Source organism: Planctomycetaceae bacterium, from assembly GCA_041398825.1.
GTDB lineage: Bacteria > Planctomycetota > Planctomycetia > Planctomycetales > Planctomycetaceae > F1-80-MAGs062.
In genome coordinates this window covers 1-17,778 of the sequence record JAWKTX010000009.1, presented here as the reverse complement: position 1 = coordinate 17,778, position 17,778 = coordinate 1, and the positions used below count along the sequence as shown (strand labels likewise).

At 53.9% G+C, this 17,778-nt stretch carries 15 protein-coding genes; 6 read left to right on the top strand and 9 right to left on the bottom strand.

All coding sequences use genetic code 11. From position 1 onward, the window contains the following. The gene (gene queF, locus R3C20_16540; protein ID MEZ6042113.1) at positions 1-372 is read left to right on the top strand and encodes a preQ(1) synthase; all 372 of its coding nucleotides are present in this window, start codon (positions 1-3) and stop codon (positions 370-372) included. A 213-nt stretch (positions 373-585) separates the two neighbouring features. Here queF and ilvN read toward each other — a convergent pair whose 3' ends face one another. Both ilvN and R3C20_16530 read right to left on the bottom strand, forming a co-directional pair. Further along, positions 586-1,116 carry an acetolactate synthase small subunit gene (gene ilvN / locus R3C20_16535; protein MEZ6042112.1) on the bottom strand — a complete coding sequence of 177 codons (531 nt, stop codon included), beginning with the start codon at positions 1,114-1,116 and terminating at the stop codon, positions 586-588. Between the two features lie 218 nt (positions 1,117-1,334). Next, positions 1,335-3,905, bottom strand: coding sequence for a hypothetical protein (locus R3C20_16530; protein MEZ6042111.1), 2,571 nt, complete (start codon positions 3,903-3,905; stop codon positions 1,335-1,337). A gap of 526 nt (positions 3,906-4,431) precedes the next feature. Between R3C20_16530 and R3C20_16525 the strand changes: the two genes are divergently transcribed. The 3 genes from R3C20_16525 to R3C20_16515 all read left to right on the top strand — a co-directional run bounded on the left by R3C20_16525 (position 4,432) and on the right by R3C20_16515 (position 8,816). After that, positions 4,432-5,115: a hypothetical protein gene (locus R3C20_16525; protein ID MEZ6042110.1), complete on the top strand. Its 684-nt coding sequence runs from the start codon at positions 4,432-4,434 to the stop codon at positions 5,113-5,115. 428 nt (positions 5,116-5,543) lie between these two features. Further along, positions 5,544-7,040 carry an MFS transporter gene (locus R3C20_16520; GenBank protein MEZ6042109.1) on the top strand — a complete coding sequence of 499 codons (1,497 nt, stop codon included), beginning with the start codon at positions 5,544-5,546 and terminating at the stop codon, positions 7,038-7,040. Positions 7,041-7,067: 27 nt separating this feature from the next. Then, positions 7,068-8,816: a hypothetical protein gene (locus R3C20_16515; GenBank protein ID MEZ6042108.1), complete on the top strand. Its 1,749-nt coding sequence runs from the start codon at positions 7,068-7,070 to the stop codon at positions 8,814-8,816. Here R3C20_16515 and R3C20_16510 read toward each other — a convergent pair. Next, positions 8,770-9,351, bottom strand: coding sequence for an aminodeoxychorismate/anthranilate synthase component II (locus tag R3C20_16510; protein ID MEZ6042107.1), 582 nt, complete (start codon positions 9,349-9,351; stop codon positions 8,770-8,772). The two genes, R3C20_16515 and R3C20_16510, sit on opposite strands and share 47 nt — an antisense overlap. Before the next feature lie 349 nt (positions 9,352-9,700). Between R3C20_16510 and R3C20_16505 the strand changes: the two genes are divergently transcribed. Further along, positions 9,701-10,441 carry a hypothetical protein gene (locus R3C20_16505; GenBank protein MEZ6042106.1) on the top strand — a complete coding sequence of 247 codons (741 nt, stop codon included), beginning with the start codon at positions 9,701-9,703 and terminating at the stop codon, positions 10,439-10,441. A gap of 97 nt (positions 10,442-10,538) precedes the next feature. Here the strand turns inward: R3C20_16505 and R3C20_16500 are convergent, their stop codons facing one another. Both R3C20_16500 and R3C20_16495 read right to left on the bottom strand, forming a co-directional pair. Continuing rightward, positions 10,539-10,733: a hypothetical protein gene (locus R3C20_16500; protein MEZ6042105.1), complete on the bottom strand. Its 195-nt coding sequence runs from the start codon at positions 10,731-10,733 to the stop codon at positions 10,539-10,541. 347 nt (positions 10,734-11,080) lie between these two features. After that, entirely contained in the window at positions 11,081-11,542 is a 462-nt protein-coding gene (locus R3C20_16495) for a carbonic anhydrase (GenBank protein MEZ6042104.1), read from the bottom strand. 251 nt (positions 11,543-11,793) lie between these two features. Here R3C20_16495 and R3C20_16490 point away from each other — a divergent pair, with 251 nt between their 5' ends. Continuing rightward, entirely contained in the window at positions 11,794-12,615 is an 822-nt protein-coding gene (locus R3C20_16490) for an SPFH domain-containing protein (protein ID MEZ6042103.1), read from the top strand. Positions 12,616-12,897: 282 nt separating this feature from the next. On the opposite strand, the gene R3C20_16485 is transcribed toward R3C20_16490, so the two are convergent. The 4 genes from R3C20_16485 to R3C20_16470 form a co-directional block, all read right to left on the bottom strand. After that, a complete protein-coding gene (locus R3C20_16485; protein ID MEZ6042102.1) occupies positions 12,898-15,132 on the bottom strand; it encodes a DUF1549 domain-containing protein in 2,235 nt (744 codons plus the stop codon). Next, positions 15,133-15,717, bottom strand: a complete 585-nt coding sequence (locus R3C20_16480; GenBank protein MEZ6042101.1) for a sigma-70 family RNA polymerase sigma factor — start codon at positions 15,715-15,717, stop codon at positions 15,133-15,135. It abuts the gene before it with no gap. A 201-nt stretch (positions 15,718-15,918) separates the two neighbouring features. Beyond that, entirely contained in the window at positions 15,919-17,220 is a 1,302-nt protein-coding gene (locus R3C20_16475; protein ID MEZ6042100.1) for a DUF1501 domain-containing protein, read from the bottom strand. A gap of 13 nt (positions 17,221-17,233) precedes the next feature. After that, the coding region (locus R3C20_16470; GenBank protein MEZ6042099.1) for a DUF1553 domain-containing protein at positions 17,234-17,778 on the bottom strand (545 nt) is incomplete at its 5' end.

Below are 17,778 nucleotides of genomic sequence, written 5' to 3'. Positions count from 1 at the left end.
ATGTCAATGACGTTTTCTGATCCGGACAGGAACACTCTGGAGACATTCGAAAACCCGTTTCCACAGCGCGACTTTCTAATAGAAACCGTCTGCCCGGAATTTACGTCATTGTGCCCGAAGACAGGTCATCCTGACTACGGAACAATAACAATTACCTACATTGCAGATCAAAAGTGTTTTGAACTGAAGTCGCTCAAACTTTACCTGCAGCAATACCGCAATCACGGTGCATTCTATGAAAAAGTCACCAATCTGATTCTGGACGATCTTGTAGCGGTCACTGAGCCGCGATGGATGAAAATTGAAGCGGCATTCACCCCCCGGGGCGGGATCCGCACCACGGTGCACGTCGAGCATGGTAAAAAACCATAGAGGGCAATCGCTGATTCGCCGTGTGGATTCTCAGACTTTCGCTGCGACCACCGGGACGACGATCCACCGGCACCACCGATCCCTCCCGGTATGCGTTGGCATTCCCGCAATGTTCGGGAATGCCGGGCCCTCCGGCCCCAGACTTTCAAGACGTGCGGAATCAGCCGAGCCGCCTTAAACGACTCAGCGAGAGCTCACTCAACAATAGGCTAATCAAACAGACTCCGAGGCCTGTTCCATCACGCTTGCAGGGAGTTCGTCGGTAATCGTACGATCGCGAAGCATCGCTACACGGCCGGTACGCACCATCTCAAGAATTCCGAATTCCCGCATACGATCGACGAACGCTTCGATCTTATTCTCGCGGCCGGAAATCTCAATCATCACATGGGCAGCGCCAACATCAACGATGCGACCGCGGAAAATGTCCACCAGTTCGCGAATCTCACTGCGGCGGCCATTTGATGTGCTGACCTTGATCAACATCAAGTCTCGTTCAACAAAATCGCTGCTGGAGAAATCCTGCACAGTGACGACAGTGATGACCTTCTCCAACTGTTTGCGCACCTGATCAAGCATCTTCTCGTCGCCATTGACGACAAACGTGATTCGGGAGAACTCAGGGTTCTCCGTCGCGCCGACAGCGAGACTATCAATGTTGTACGCGCGCGAAGCCAGCATTCCGGAGATGTGAGCGAGAACGCCGGGCTGATTCATTACCAGGGCAGAAAGTACGTGACGCATTGAACTGACGAACCTTGAGGAACGTTTGATTTCATTCGGAATGAGGCTTCAGGTACAGACTGCATGGCACCTCCGAATGATGGCGGCTAACGCAGCATACTAGTCGCCAACACAGGCTGGAGCAACCGCCCGTTTCCGTTTGTTGCGAACGAAAATCCCTGACGTGGGCAGGCATGTAGACCAGCCGTGTGGGGTGACGGACAATTGCGAATCCCAAACTATGCCTGCCACCATTCAGTCTTTTCGCAATTCTCGGCAAGCACTGCCAGATCTTTTTCGTCCGACAGCGACACTACCAGAGGATCGCCATCTGAACCTTCCTGAACCACGCGATGGCCCGTTTGGCTCTCGGCGTTCTCTGAAGGAGCAGTGACGTGGTCGCTGGACACTAAATGTCCGTCAGCCGCAGCTACGGTGCGGTGGATCGGCTGCTCTTCGACTTCGACGGACGAGGGGCGGGTGGTTGGCAACAGTTCACCGGTTTTCAGGTGCGTGGCCACAGCAGTCAGCAGCAGCTCGGTCGATTCGATGGGCGACTCCACAGAAGCTACCGCAAAATTGACTGCGTTGCTCCATCCCAGACCGTTGCCGCTGGAGTCAATCGCCTGAACCCAAACCCGGTAGTTGCCGGAAGGCAAGACGAAAGTCGGCTGGTAGCTGTTGGTGGTGATGCCGTAATCCTGAATGTAGCGGAAATTCACGCCGATTGCCGAAATCCACACGTCATACGACTGTGCGCCGGGAATTGAAATCCAGTTGATTGTGGGATTTCCTGTGACCGACTCGCCTTCAGCGGGGGAGGTGATTTGAGTGATACCGCCCGATGCGGTGAAGCTGAACGATTCACTCCACAGACTCATTGCGCCGGTTGCACTGACCGCCCTGACCCAGGCTGTGTACCGGCCGGGGACGAGGTTTTGCTCGAACGTATACCAATTCTCGGAGACTGCCGTCTGGATGTACGGTGTAGAGCTCGCTGATGTACCAATCCATACTTCGTATCGCGCCGCCTGATCAATTCGCGCCCAGGTCACCGTGGGGCGAGCTTCGTAGACAACCGTTTCACCAGCTTGTGTTGTGTCGTCCCCGAGCGGGCCTGTAATTCGTGGACGGGCCTTGATAACTGTGGTGGCGGCTTCTGTTTGCCGCACAGCAAATGCTCCCGTGTCCGTACCGTTGGTAACAGTCACAGCGACTGGAGTACTGACTCCTGTGAAGCGGATGGTGTGGGTGTAGTTGTTGATCGTTTCAGGCAGATTTGGCCCGTCATTGACTGACGACACGGTTACTGCGCCAAATCCGGTCAGGCGCCGCAATGCAGCCTGGATCTGAGCACCTGTGGCGTTGAAGGCCAGATTTGAAGTGCTCAGCGTGCGAGCTCCAGGGACGACTGGAGTCACGTTGAGGCGGTAATAACCGGACAGGGGATTGCCTGATACGGTTACGGTCGTGGTCTGTGGAGAAACCGTTGTATTGGCCGTCGCAAATTCAGTTCTGGCGCTCCAGACACCCACAACGCTGGCTCCGGCCCCTTCGGTTACGATAAGGTGGGGGCGAACCCAGAAGACATAATCATTTGCATTGAGCGTATCTGGAATCTGGAACGAAGTTACATCCCCAAGAATCTCGTGGTAGAGAGTTTGTGAGGCGGCTTCTCGTCCTTTCACACTGACCCAGATTTCGTAATTTGTCGCTCCGGGAGCTGCCTTCCACTGAAGCAGAGGCGTGTTATCGAACGTCAGAATCGGGAAGGAATCTCCGGCATCAGGCTTCGGCGAAACGATGTTCGGCTGCGGCGTGACATCAAATCCATACGCTGGCGTCCAGTTGGTTCTTCTTCCGCCATTGTCCATCACGCGAAGGAAGACCTGGTAACGCCCCATATTCAACGCCATCGAGGCTGGCACTTCGTAGCGAAGCGTATCGACATACTGAGGGTCATTGACCGCGTAGCTACCTGTCGCTTCGCTTTTTTCCACGGCAACAGTCACTGGATTCGCACTACCGTAGAAACGCAGGGTGTAGGTTGGAACACCGGAAATCGTTGCTTTAAAGACCTGAGCCGACTCGTAGCCACTCACCGCACGCAGGGCAGTTTCCAGTTGTTCTGCCGTCGCATTGAATGGAACATTCGCAGTGAGTCGTGATACCGGGGTTCCTGTGGCCCCTTCAGCGGCAGTCAGCTGCAATCGGAAAGTTCCAGCTCCTGGTGAAACCGTCATCCGAATCTGCGACTGTTGTGTCTGTCCAGGTACGGTAATTACCTGAGACTCCAGCGTAGTGCGATTACTCAGGTAAAGCTCGATTGAGGCGGCACCAGAAACGCCGGTCCAGGTGATCGTCGGCGTCGTATCGTCAATCTTACGCTGCGTTGCGTTTGCTGAAGGACTGCCGGGACCTGTGAGTTGTGGCTGTGTGGAGACCACGAAGTCATGATTCGAAGACCATTCCGAGACGCTGGTGTCTGCAAAGTGAGCTCGAACCCATGTTCGAATTCGACCTTGCGGCAGGGCAAACGTCGGCACGTAACTGGTCGTTTGAATATTGAACTCGCGGGCAATCAGAGTCTGCGTCTCGGCATTGCTGATGTAGATCTCGTAGCTGGCTGCGTTATCAACGGCTTCCCAGACAATCGTTGGCTGTGTATTCCCGATTGTGCCGTTAGGCGAAAGTATGGTTGGAGCCGTCAGTAATGCTCGCTGCTCAAAAGTCTCTGCCGTCTGCGGAATTGGAGCATTGCTGCGACGACGGTTCGAGCGAGCGGATCCAGTGATTGATTCGAACTTCATGATATGCTCTGCCACGCTATACAAACGGAAAGTGTGTTTATGACGATCCTTCGTCCTCTTGGGTATCGCCAACACCGAGGCCCAGGTTTGAAGTGCGCATCGATACGATCGGTAAAACACACAAATCATCAATGATGGGTGTCGTGCCTCCGGTGTGACCGGAATAGTCAACCCAGCCCTCCTGATCTGCCCAGCCGTAAACTACAGCAGCACACGGTCGCAGAGACTCTCGCCGGAACGGCGAACATCGCCGATCACCATTTCTGGAGACGCCGTTTCGCCGGACATCTAACAGATCACTGCCGTTCTACCGTTGTTATCGTCAGAATTCATAGCGGCTTCTGACGTCGCGGCGGATTGTCTGTGCGGTCCGTTCAGCGGGCACCGAATTTCACGATAACCCTCACCGGCATCAAATGGGACCGCTTCTCCTCCCGCGTACGACACTGAACTGATGGCGACACCCAATCGACCACCAAACCTCGATTGTCATAAGGACGTGAGCCTGTACGATCGGCTGCGCAAAATGAAGGTTGCAATTTCCCTGCCTGATGGGATGCCTCTTGCGACAGAAATGCTGGATATTGCAAGGGAGGACATTCTGGTTCTGACGGACCGTCCGCTCAGATTCGGCACTCGATTAAGGGTCGCTGTATTCGGCGACCTGGTTTCCATGGTCGTCTACACAGAAGCGATCGTACATTTCTCTCGAGCCACTCATTGTGGCTGGAAGATTGGCGCATTTCTGGATCGAGTCCTGCCTGAGCGTCTTGTGGATCATCACTGGGACGATCTTCGTTCACAGATTCGATACGACTGCGACTGGAAAGCCTGGGTCCACACAGAGCAGACAGGCGATCTGGAAGCCGTCCATTTGATCGACTATTCTCTTTCCGGTATCCGTCTTGCATTGAATTCTCCTTTGGAAATGGGGACAAAATTTCGACTGCATTCCTCCGCGGGTAAGAGTCGCTGCGTATCGCTCTACGGCAGAATTGAATGGTGTCGCTTTGTGGAGGGACGTTATGTCGCCGGGGCGCTACTGCCGGACCAACAGGGACGCCTGATTCCGCGACTCTTCGGAAATCTGATTGACTTGCACTTCGATGGTTCAGAATCCGGGAACCACGGAATCTCCCGCCAGCATTTGAATCTGCTGGACGCGTACAGTCATGTGGAAAACGACCAGTTCCACCCTGCAACACACTGACCCCCCCGGACGCAGAATTCGATCCGTTCGGCCCTCATACGACAGCTGCCACTGTTCAGAACTCTGAACGACGGAATCCGACACGCAGTCATTCCTCCAGGCTCCCTGAACTGCCATGGATTTCCAGCCTTTGCCCAGCAGGCCGGATTACCGCACTCCCCAGAACATCGCTGAATCTCAATTCCACTGGCCTGATCAGCGCCCCCCATTCATCAGACGGATGCTTCGGAACACTTGCAACCGGACCGTTATTTGAAGATTCTTCAGCCCACGAAATGATGTTGCCCGATTGACTTCGGGGACCAGGACGCCTCCTTTCCGTTCTCTGGAACGAAAGTTGGTGGGCACTGTTCAAACCCTTGCCGTCTGTAGCAGTTCAGACCTGAACCACGATTTGACTTACGGAGACCTGTCCGTTGCACGCCGAAATGCCTCCCGATTCGAACCTTGTCAAGGACCCAAACTACAAGTGGTACAAAGAGTTAAACCGGTATCACTGGTTCGTTCTTACCGTTTCTGCTTTGGGTTGGCTTTTTGATTGTCTGGACCAGCAGCTGTTTACGCTGGCTCGCCCAACGGCCATGCGGGATCTGTTGCAAGTGCCGGCTGGCGACCCGCTCATTGCAGAATGGGGCGGCTATGCCACCAGCATCTTTATCATCGGCTGGGCGACGGGAGGGCTGATCTTCGGTTCACTGGGAGACAAAATTGGTCGCGCCAAGACGATGGTGATCACCATCCTGATCTATTCCGCATGCACCGGCCTGAGTGCACTTTCAACTTCTTTCTATGACTTTGCATTCTATCGATTCCTGACCGGGCTTGGCGTTGGAGGGGAGTTTGCCGTCGGTGTCGCCCTCGTCGCTGAAGTCATGCCGGATCGCGCTCGACCTCGCGCCTTGAGTCTTCTGCAGGCTCTTTCCGCGGTTGGTAATATTTCCGCCGCATTTATCGGTGCAGCGCTCGCTCCTTATGAAGCAGAAGGACTGAGCGCGTGGCGGGTGATGTTTGTGATCGGTGCCGTCCCCGCGCTTCTTGCGCTGGTGATCCGTCGGAAACTGAAAGAGCCAGAGCGATGGCAGCAGATGCGAAACGATCCCAATCGCGACAAGCGTACGGGATCCTACAAAGCTCTGTTCTCGGATCCACGCTGGCGCAGGTCAGCACTTGTCGGACTTTTCCTGGCGATTCCAGGTGTGATTGGACTCTGGGGTATTGGGTTCTTCAGCGGTGACCTGACACGCATGGTTTTCCGGCAAAGAGTCGCCATTGAAAAATACGAAACAGAACTTGCCTCGGCCGACGGTGATCGACTAGAAGTGTTGACTCTGCTGCGTACGTGGGAAACAGATCTGACTCCCAAGTCTGAACGACGAGAACTCACCGAGTCGGAAGCGATTATCGCCAAGGAAATGCAGGACAAGATCAGTAGTGAACTGACTTTTTGGCAAAGCCTGACTCTGCTTTCTCAACAAATTGGAGCGGCTCTCGGGATGTACACGTTCGGCTGGATTGCGCAGCAGCTAGGGCGGAAACCAGCGTTCCTGATAGCTTACATTGCTGCCATGCTTTCGACTGCACTGGTATTCTGGAAGCTGGACTCACCGCAGGACTTCTGGATGATCTCAGTCATGGGCTTCTTTCAGCTGTCTTTGTTTTCCCTCTATGCGATTTACTTCCCGGAGATTTTCCCGACATACCTGCGGAGCACCGGCACATCGTTTTGCTATAACGTTGGTCGATACGTAGCCGCATTTGGTCCGACAATCTTTGGTTTGTTGACAAGTCGAGTGTTTACGGGGCCTGGCTATGAAGCTCCCTGGAACTGGCGTTATGCCGGTATGTCAATGTCCCTGGTGTTCATGGTCGGGATCGTGACCCTGATTTTTGCCCCTGAAACCAAGGACAAACCACTTCCAGAGTAAGGCTCGTTACGGGGTAAGCGATTGACAATGGCTTGCAGGCCTGTCCCACAATTTCCTGAGTATGCTGCAAAGAAGAAAGCTCTTGCCGGGATCATCCGATTCCGACAGGAGCTTTTTCTCAAAGTGGTGCTTGCGCTGGTCATCTGCGGTTGTAATCGTGGTACCTCGACCAGCGAACCCACAACGACACATTCATCGCCGCGCAGCCCTGGTGCGTCTGCCGGTGACGCTGAAGTGACGGCACCTTCCGCTTCGCTCGAAACCATCCTGCCGACGGATTCAATTTCTGCCGAACAGAATTCGGGGAAACCAGGGAAGCGTTTCGTCGTTCCGTCAGAAACCATAGCGACGCCGCAGGAACTTCGTCTGGACGATGACCGCCCAGCGCTGAATCGCAGCTCAATGCTGAATTCAGGCATCACAGTCACAGACTCACCGCATTTAATCCTTTGCACAGACACGAATATTGCTTCGAACTCACAACTCCATCAGTTTGCTGGCCAGCTGTTTGACCACCTTGAGAAGGAAGTCGGTCCTTTAAACCGTTCCAGAAACGGGAGTGTCTTTCAAACGACAGGTTTCTTGATTCAGGCAAGGGAGAGATTCGAAGAAGCGGGAGTCATGCCAGACCCAAACTTTACGATTCAGCATGGCCGCCATCTTGGTTATCAATTCTGGATGTTTGATCCCGAGTCAGAATACTATCGCAGACACCTGCTCCTGCACGAATTTATCCATTGCTACATGATGTGCGAACACGGCAATCGGAACATTCCACCGCTTTGGTTTACAGAAGGAATCGCCGAGTATTGGGCAACACATTCTGTAACGGCAACACCTTCGGGACCGATCGCCCAATTTGGTGTACTCCCCGATTCCATTGTTGATTTCGAAGGTTGGGGAAGAATTTCTGAAATCCGGCGGTCGTTCGAAGGCACCGTAATCCACGGTGTGGGCTTTCAACCTGTTCAGCATGATCAGCTTCTCAGTGATCAGGTTTCATGCGAGCGTCGGGAGCTCAACGAGAGCGCCGAGAAAGTCGTGGATGCTGGTTTCGTCCCACTTCGTACGGTGCTGTACCCCAAAACGCCTCGCTTTCAGGATGATTGGCAGTATGCACATGCCTGGGCACTTTGCTGGATGCTCAGTCATCATCCGGATTACGCGGACAGGTTTTCCCGTCTTCGCCGGATTCGTGAGGGCTCTGCATTTGAAGCCATGTTTGAAATGGAGTTTCGACCTCTGCTTGACACGATGGCGATCGAATGGTTGCTGACGCTGGATTCCCTCATTGAAGGCTTTGATATGACTCGGTCATTTCCACGACGGTCGATCGTGCAAACTGTCCAACACCAAAATCCGCAGAGCTTAGACGCAGGAGAGCTCGCAACGGTCAAGGTTAGAGCGGATCGTGGTTGGCAGTTTACAGGACTGACAATTGGAGAAGGAGAACAATTCAGAATTGATGCATCGGGGCAATTCACTCTCGGCATGGAGGAGTTGCCTCTCGTTTCTGAAGCGGCTGGCATCACACTTGAATATTATCGCGGCAGGCCGGTTGGTGAGCTTCAGGCCATTCTCGTGTCGACGGACGGAAGTCTGGCATCACGTCGCTTCGCTATCGGATGCTCGGGAAGTATTCAGTTGCCCTTCAGAGCTGAACTCTGGTTACAGCTGAACGAACCAGAGTCGATGCGTGCGGATAATTCCGGTTCCGTGAACGTTCGCATTAGATCTTCAGGAAATTCCCCAGCAGCGAATACCCATCCTCAGTGAGAAAACTCTCCGGGTGGAATTGAACACCGAAGACCGGATATTCTCTGTGTTGTAAGCCCATCACTTCAAAAGAGTGGCCCTCGTCATCAACCCACGCAGTGATTTCCAGACAGTCGGGAACCGTCTCCTTCGGAACGATCAGGCTGTGGTATCGAGTCGCAAGAAATGGATTGGGAAGATTGGCGAAGACGCCTTTCCCGGAGTGTGAAATCATCGACGTTTTGCCATGCATCAGTCGATCTGCCCGAACGACTTTTGCGCCGTACACATCAGCAAGGCATTGGTGCCCAAGACAAACACCTAGAACGGGCAATTTGGGGCCGAAGTGCGCGATCAGGTCACGAGATAAGCCGGCTTCTGCGGGTGAACACGGTCCCGGAGAAATAATGATGCGTTCGGGATTCAGGGCCTCGATCTGTTCTACAGACGTCTGGTCATTACGCTCCACGCGGACCTCGACCGACGGGTCAATTTCCCCAATCCTCTGGACCAGGTTGTAAGTAAAGGAGTCGTAGTTGTCGAGAAGAAAAATCATTTCGAATTCGATTTGACGTGTGCGGAACAGGGAAGCCAGGACCGACTCCTGACACCATCCGACTAGATAACTGCCAAACCGTCGGACTGCAATCCTCTGCAGTCATTTTGCCGACACCGGGTTCAATTTGGGTAATTGGGGAGGCTGGTTCTGATCAGGACGACCCGTCCGGGAACCTAACTTCCCGACGACACCGGTTCGATTGAACCGACCCTGACTGACTGGTCGAAGGAATGAATGGCGACACTGCACCCTTCAAACAGATCGGCCTAATCTGCCGGTTAACAGCAAGGCTGCTACGAGGAAGCCGTCGCCTTCGCAGTGAATCTGAAGCAGGATGTATGCCGTCATGAATAAGTCCGGCCTTTTATCTCTCGCGTGCCTGTTGCTTGCATCATCTGCCGGATGCATGACGGGGCCTACAATTCTGGAACGACACGACCAATACAGTGGTCTGGAGCCGGGCTCAGATGCATGGTGGGCTGAAAAAGCAGCGTTGCCCGGCGGCGTACGGAACAAATGCTATAAAGGCAAGCAGTGGCCACCTGTTCCTCGCTCAACCGAAGAGCCGCAGCAGTTTTCGCACACCTACTATGCTGAGCATTACTGGCCATTGCCATACGTATGCCAGGATCGCGCGGCCGTCGCCGTGATGATGGAACAACAGGTCTCACTTGGCTGGCAGGATCAAACGACACTCTACGATCAACACTTCGACGAAAACTCACACCAGATTTCTCGAGCTGGCCGGCTTCACCTGCAATACATTCTGAGAACCGTGCCCGAATACCGCCGAACTGTTTACGTTCAGTCGACATTCGATGCAGAACAAGACGCCATGCGAATGCAGGCGGTGCAGACTGAAATGCAGATGGCGTCCCGAACCGGAAGCACTGTACCAGTCGTCCTGCGAGAATGTTCGCAATATGGGCGCCCGGCTGCTGAGGTCGATCAAATCCACAATCGCTATCTGAGCACCATGCCGTCGCCGCGACTAAAAGGTGGCGGTGGCGGAGGTTCCTCAGGTGGAGGCGGTGCCGCTGGTGGTGGTGGTGGCGGTGGCGGAGGAGCAGGCGGTTCGTCATTCTAACTGCCTGTTGAAAAACGGGACTGCCTCGAGCAGGAGACCTTGAAACACGACGGTTTCCAGTTGTCCTGCGTGGCTGTCCCGGTTTCTCAACGTACAGCTACACCCCAGCCTTCACGGTAAAGTCTTCTGCCAAAGCTCCATAGGGAGCTTTGGCAGAAGTCGTAAGATCATGCTGAAGCGGCCCAACAACGCTCATGATACGACCAACACCCCGGATTGTGATCCAAATCCGGGACGCACTGACGGACAGAAGCGAAGCAGCAGCCTCAATCAAGAGATCCAGCGCCGGCAATTCCGGTCCTGTGATGGGACCTCGACTGCAAAGTTGACGTGGTTGATAGACTCACCTCTTGCTGTACGCAGGCGGCAGCCCTCTGCAACCGTGTCATCATTAATCCCCTGGCTCATTCGTAGGGCTTTACGAGACACGTTCCTGACGTCGGGTACGGCCGTGCCAGCCGCCGCTGCTGGCTGACTCTTGCAGCAGGTCAGGACGTCCGATAGATCCGGGAAAGCGAAGTCTCCGGCAGACATCCCCATCGGTTTGTCTGCACGTCCGCCTGGATCCGTCATTAGGAACGAGTTTCCCGGAAGATGCCCCGTGATCACCTCGAAATGCTGTTGGGTGGCATCAGCGTTTCAGAAGACCTCTTCGAAGGCAATTCGCCGATCCGAGTGTTTGCGGGCGAAGAAAGCTGAGATCTGAACCGTCGAGGACAGTGATTTGACTCGTTGTATGGCTTTCCCCATGTCTTCGCGCTGACGGCTTTCGATTTGAAGCGGAGAAACATGCAGACGTTCACTGTAGAAAGCGCAACCATCGTGTGCAATCAGAATAATTCGCTCCAGACCATGAACGTCTACGAGAAAACGCAGCTGATGAATCACACTTTCAGATTCGCGATACGTTGTGAAATGACTGGCCAGACATGCTGCCCCGCCCGGAACGGCAAGTCTGTCATACCGTGGCAGATTTAGTGCATTTTGAATGAGATCGTCACACTGCTCCCCGAATCGGCCATCGCTGCAATAAACCGCCGCAGCGCGTATGCGAGTTGACTCGAAGGGAATGCTGCTGCAGTAAGTCATTGATGAACGCACCGTTCGGCAGCCTTTTTCAGAATTCTGAGGAATGCAAGGGCGGGACATGCCGGCAGGATACACAAATGCATCCAAATTGCATGGAATTCCGTGATCTGTTCTTTCAACGGCGTCGTATGGACACCTGTAAATCTGAAGATTTGCAGGTGGTTTGAACACTCAAAGGCGTCACTGGCCGCAGTGCCGCCATTGGAAATGGACGTAGGTTCCTTCTGGACCACGCCTTTTGAATTGTACGAAAGGGAAATGCTATGAAGAGCGTCGTCGATCAAAATGAACTCAATCAAAATGCCGGCGCGCTGGAAATGCTCCTGGTGGTCATTGTTACCGTCTTCTTTCCGCCCATCCTTCTCTTTGGGTTCTTCATCGTCAATCCCAGGGAAGAGATCGTCGTCCTTCGGTTCGGTAAGTTTGTCACCGTGCTCAAGCAACAGGGCATTGGCTGGATCCATCCGGTTGGACGAAGTCTGTTACGAATTCCGACTCGTGACCTGACGCTCGACATCAATACAACCACCGTCCTTGAACGCAATGGGAACCCCATTCAGATTAGTGCAGTGGTCGTGTATCGAGTGGAGAATTCCTACAAGGCCGCACTGGATGTCGAAAGCTACCGCAAATTCATTGAAGATCAGGCCGGCGCTGTCGTAAAACGCTGCAGCAGCCAGTTCCCTTATGAGTCGTCGGACCACAGTGAACCATGTCTGAAAGTCGAAAGCGATGAAGTCACAATGTCGTTCATCAAAGAACTTCAGGATGCTGTCGCCGCGGCAGGAATAAAAGTGCTGAATGTTCGACTCAATGATCTGACCTACGCACCTGAAATCGCTCAGTCGATGCTTATGAGACAGCAGGCAATGGCACTGATCGATGCACGCAAAACAATCGTGGAAGGTGCTGTGGAGATCGTGAGGGATGCAGTCGACCGACTGGAGAAAGCGGACTTGCAAATGACGCACGAAGAACGCGAAAGGCTGGTCAGCAATCTTCTGGTGGTGATTTGCAGCGGCGAACGGGCACAACCTGTTCTACAAGTAAATTCCGGACAGTCTGGTCACAAGCGACACTCATAAACGCGGCTTGAACCTTAGGCGACAAGTCCCCTGAGCATCGAACGATTTGTTCGATGCTTTTTTCATAGAGTGCCGGCGTTAAGTACCGGCGAAACTTCTGAATAGGCTACATGATGAGTCGTCGTTCGCCATGATCCTCATGAACTCCCCCCGACATTTCTTAGCTGGTGAAGAACCGGGGCAGGGCGCAAAGGACAACTGGAAACCATCGTGTGCTGGGGTCTCCTGCTCGAGCCAGTCCCGTTTTCAACAGGCTGTTAGATTCAACAGGAAGAACGGATCTTAGTGGACGATGACGAATTCGCTGCAATTCAGATAGGCCCAGAGCATGTCTTCACAGGCAATCTGAAGGGCAATGTCGGCTCCCCCGCTCCGGCTTACCTGCTGAATACGGTTTTGAAAGACCTTTAGCTCAACGTCCTGCGGCATGCGGGAAACAGTGGCCAGCGACAGTTCAGCAAGCAGTTTCGACGGGGCCAACTGATCACGCGTGCGATCTGCGAGCAGATAATTGACAGCCAGCGAAATATCCTTCAACAGATCTTCGCCATTCATCATCAGAAGTGCCTGAGAGATATTCCCGTCGAATCTGAGGGATTCATCATTTTCGTCTGTTCCGTAGGATTCAACGAACTGCCGAACCCACTGCCGTCGATGCGATGTTCCCCATGATGAATCGATCGGTTGACGAGCAACAGATCGAATCGCGGTACGGATCGAATCGTAGACTTCTTCCGGCATCATCTGGCGGGCATAGACCTGATTGAAGACCGGCATTCCACCTGCTTCGGGAAGGAAGTCGGTTGCCAGAGTCACACCGTCTGCTTCGGCCAGCCGACTTGATTTCTGCCACGCGTCACTCAGCGACACCCAGAGCATCAAACGACGTACGTCATAATTGTGGTATGCAAATGCGTCTGCCAGAAAATCAAGCAGTTCAGGGTGAGAAACGGGAACGTGGGGACCCATATCGTCAACCGGCGCAGTGAAGGCGGCACCAAAGAACTGTTGCCAGACACGATTCACCATAGCTCGAGCGACACGTTGTTGTGGATCCGTTCTAATAAGCCGCACGAGCTCTTCACGTCGGTGCACTCCATCTTCCGGAGGCAGCGTCTCCCCCGCAAATTCCGGCAGGACGGCCACCTGCTGACCACGAAGTGTTTCGAAGAAGGTCATTCCGCCGATATCCGTATCCGTCAAGGCCCAAATGCGTTGATCACCCCGTTCGGAGTTGCTCGCCAATCGAACAGGTTCGCGACGCGTCTGTTTGAAGAACGCATTGAGAGACCAGAATTCATTCTGCTTAACGTCACTGGAAAATGGGTGATCATGGCATTGAGTGCAGTGCACCTGTTGCCCAAGGAATAATCGTGCCGTCACAGCAGTTGCCGGAGTCGCCTGATTATTCAGGTGTGCCAGCAGAAAGTTAGTAGCACCGTTCTGATCACTCCGGCCTCGCGCGGACATCAGCTCGCAAACGGTATCCATCCAGGATTCGTTACTTGCAAATCGATCTTTCATGTAGACATACAACGATTCCTCGTCGACACGACCGGGGTTCGAGCGTCCGATCATCAGGTTCACCCAGTAAACGGCCAAGTGTTCGGCCGCCCGGTCTGAACTCAGAAATTCAAGTACCGCCTGATGACGTTGACGGAATGAAACGGCCGGCGTCTCTGAGAATGACCGGACTCTGGATGATGCAGGAATGGCCCCCGTGAGGGTTAATGATGCGCGACGGATCCATTCACCCGCAGGCGCTTCGATCGCAACGGGCACTTCGTTTTCAGCCCATGATCGGGCCAATAAAGCATTGATTTGTTCAATAATCTGGTCGTCCGTGTCCGGCACCCTGACCGTTTCGGCCTCTAAAGCCGTTGGTGCTCCGGCTTCCGGAGGATGGACACTGACAACCTGATCTTCAATTGCGTTCAGTCGAATCGGCGGTAATCCGTCATCGTCCGGCTGACTGCCAGAAGCATTTCTCGACACGATTTCCGCGCCACGATATGTGCTGTCGCCGTCGGCAACGATGATGGATTTCGCAGATGCATTATCGTCCGATGCAGTCAGGTTCAGCGCATTCTCCGGTGTCGCTGAATTGGCGGCCAGTTGCTCTGTCCTGCCGGAAATCCACCAGCCTCGAGCAGCGAACAGAACGATCAACGCTGCGAGCAGACCAACTGTCGGGCGAAGCCACCCTGCGACCGTCCTTCGGCCGTAAGGCGTCTGCCGTCTGACGGGAGATTCGGCTGCCTGGCGCACCAATTCGGCACCGCTATGACCAGCATCCCACGTGAGTTGACCGTGCAACTGGATGAATTCGATGAAAGTTCGACGAGCTGCCGCCGATTCTTTCAGGATTGACGAGAGTCGCTGGCCCTGCGAAGGATCGAGCAATCCGTCGCAGTACCTGTTTGTCAAATCCAGCAGCTCCGAGAGAAGTGGATCAGAGAGCGATCCGTCGGGAGCGGTATGGTCATTGTCACCGGCATTGTTCATTTGATTTTGCATCTAACCAGCCTCCGTCACGGAAAGCTGTCGTTTCACACACTCCAGGAGTGTTCGGCGAATTCGTCCAATCGATTGATAGACAGAGTTTGCCGGTCGGCCAAGTTCATTTGCCACATCATCGCCAGTATTTCCCGGTGTGTATCGCTTTTCGATCAGCTCCCGGTCTTTGGGGCGCAGTTTACCAACGCAGTTCGAAAGAGCATCGCGTCTCAAATCAACATTCAGTGTTTGCTCATCCACTTCACTGGCCAGCAGATTGATGACGTCGTCACCCAGCAATTGATCCTTGTGGCTACTTCGACGACGAAACCGGAACACTTCAAAGCGAGCGATGGCTCGTCCCCAGGCCAGGAAATTCGTTCCGGGCTGGTATTCGGACCGCTTCGTCCAGATCACCACATTCGTTTCCTGCAGTACTTCTTCAGCGTCTGCAGCACAGGAGACTAACGGAATGATGTAAAGATAGAGCGCGCGCTGGCTCTGTGTGAAATTCCGGACAAAATCTGCCTCTCCCGAATCAGCAGAAGACAGTTTTGCGAAAGAACTCGCGTTTTCAGATGGCGATGCTGAAGCTGGCGTCACCATGCGGATCCTCTGAATTATGAACGTTCTTGCTCGTTCGCTGTCGATCAATCACTTCCAGCCAGAAACCGGCCTGATGCCCGAGAGGACATCAGGCCAGCAATGCATTCGGGCTAACAAGTCGCCTGATCACTTAGTTCCGGGACAGACAAGTCTCCGTGGAGTTTCGGAACGACCTGACTCATTTCCGGCCGCCAGATTTCGCTAACCGATGAGCTCCTGAATCGGAGTTCCACCGTTGGCCAGTTTCATCGGTCGTCCACGCTTTGAAGTGTGAACGGTGTTCACTGGAATTCCCATGGCATAGGCAACGGTCGCCCAGATATCGCCTGGAAGGTAGCTCTTGCTTCCGTCTGCAATCTGGAGACCGTCTTTGTCGGTCGCGCCAATCGCCTGACCATTCTTCAAACCACCGCCACCCATCATTACAGACCAGCATGCAGCCCAGTGGTCACGGCCCACATTCTGATTGATCCTTGGCGTACGTCCAAATTCGCCCATCCAGACGATCACGGTGTCGTCAAGCATCCCTCGCTGTTTCAGGTCGGTGACAAGGGCCGATATCCCTTTGTCAAGCACTGGAAGTCGACCTGTTCGAAGCGTATTGAAAACATCCTGGTGGAGGTCCCATCCGCCCATGTTCACTTCAACAAAAGGGACACCGGTCTGGACCAGACGGCGTGCCATCAGCAGACCCTGACCAAATGGATTTCGACCATAGGCGTCTCGAAGTTGGTCCGGTTCGGATTCCAGTCCAATAGTTGGCTCAGCCCGATCGACACTGAATGCGGCCATCTGACTGGAGGTCATCAGGTTCTTTGCATTTTCGTAGACATCGCGATGTGCTTCCGGAAGCTCACCACGTTTTGACGAGATGAAGCTGTTCTCGATCTCATTCAGCATGGTGAGGCGAGCCGGAAGCCGCAACTTGTTTTCATCCGTTGGTGCATTACGAATGCGACCGGTATTGTCGACAGCGAACGGTGCGTGCGCCATGCCGAGGAAACCCGCCTGACCGGCACCTCCATCGATCGATACGAATGCAGGAATCTGCAACGCCGTTCGCTTCCGCCCGATCTCATAGCTCACCACGGAGCCGAAAGTCGGATGAACCACCGTTGGGTTTGGAACATAACTGGTCTGCATGTAGTACCGTCCGCGGTTGTGGTCCGCTTCACGGGTGCTCATCGAACGAACGATGGAAAGGTCATTGAAAACCTTCGCCGTTTCTGGAAGGCCCTCCGAAATCTGAACCCCAGAAGCGGCGGTGTCGATCGGTTGCAGTTCACCACCGTTCTTTGAGCCAGGCTTCAGATCCCAGATATCGATGGTTGGTGGTCCACCGCCCATCCACATCAGGATGCACGATTTCTGATTGCTCTTCAGCGTTGCAGCGTTTGCCTGAACGTGTGAGAGGAAGCTCATTGCCGGCACAGTAGCTGCTGCTGTTGCCATGTGCTGCAGGAAGTGCCGCCGATTCATTCCGTAGTTATTCCAAATGGCCATGAGACAGGTTTCCTTAATGGATGAATACAAATTCGTTTGAGTTCAAGAGAGCCCACATCAGGTCCTGGTACGCAGCCAGTCTGTTTGCGGGGGGGTAACTTCCGATCATTCGCTGGATCTTTGCAAGCTCCCCGCGAGTCGGATGACGCGACAGACAGGCAAGATAGAGGTCATCAATCTTTGTCCCGTCTTTTCCAGGTGCACTCAACGTTTCGAACAGAAAACTTCCCCGTTCGACGCTGACCGCTTTGTCGGTCAGATCGCTGTTCATCAGCATGAGTGCCTGAGGGATGGTTCCATTAAACGTCGTCGCCTCAGCGTTTTCGTCATTGTCGAAGGAAACAACAAACTGCTGCATCCATCGACGGCGCTGATCCTCCTGAGCCGCCCAACCGCCCTGACCCGCCTGATGGGCATTTGACGCCACGATCAAAGAGTCGAATAGTTGCTCTGCTTCCATCGACTTCAGGTACATTCGACTAAACAGCGGCATCTCGCCGGCAGAGGGATTGTCAATCTCGTTGTCTTTGCCCCACTGGCTAGTCAGATGGTACGGGT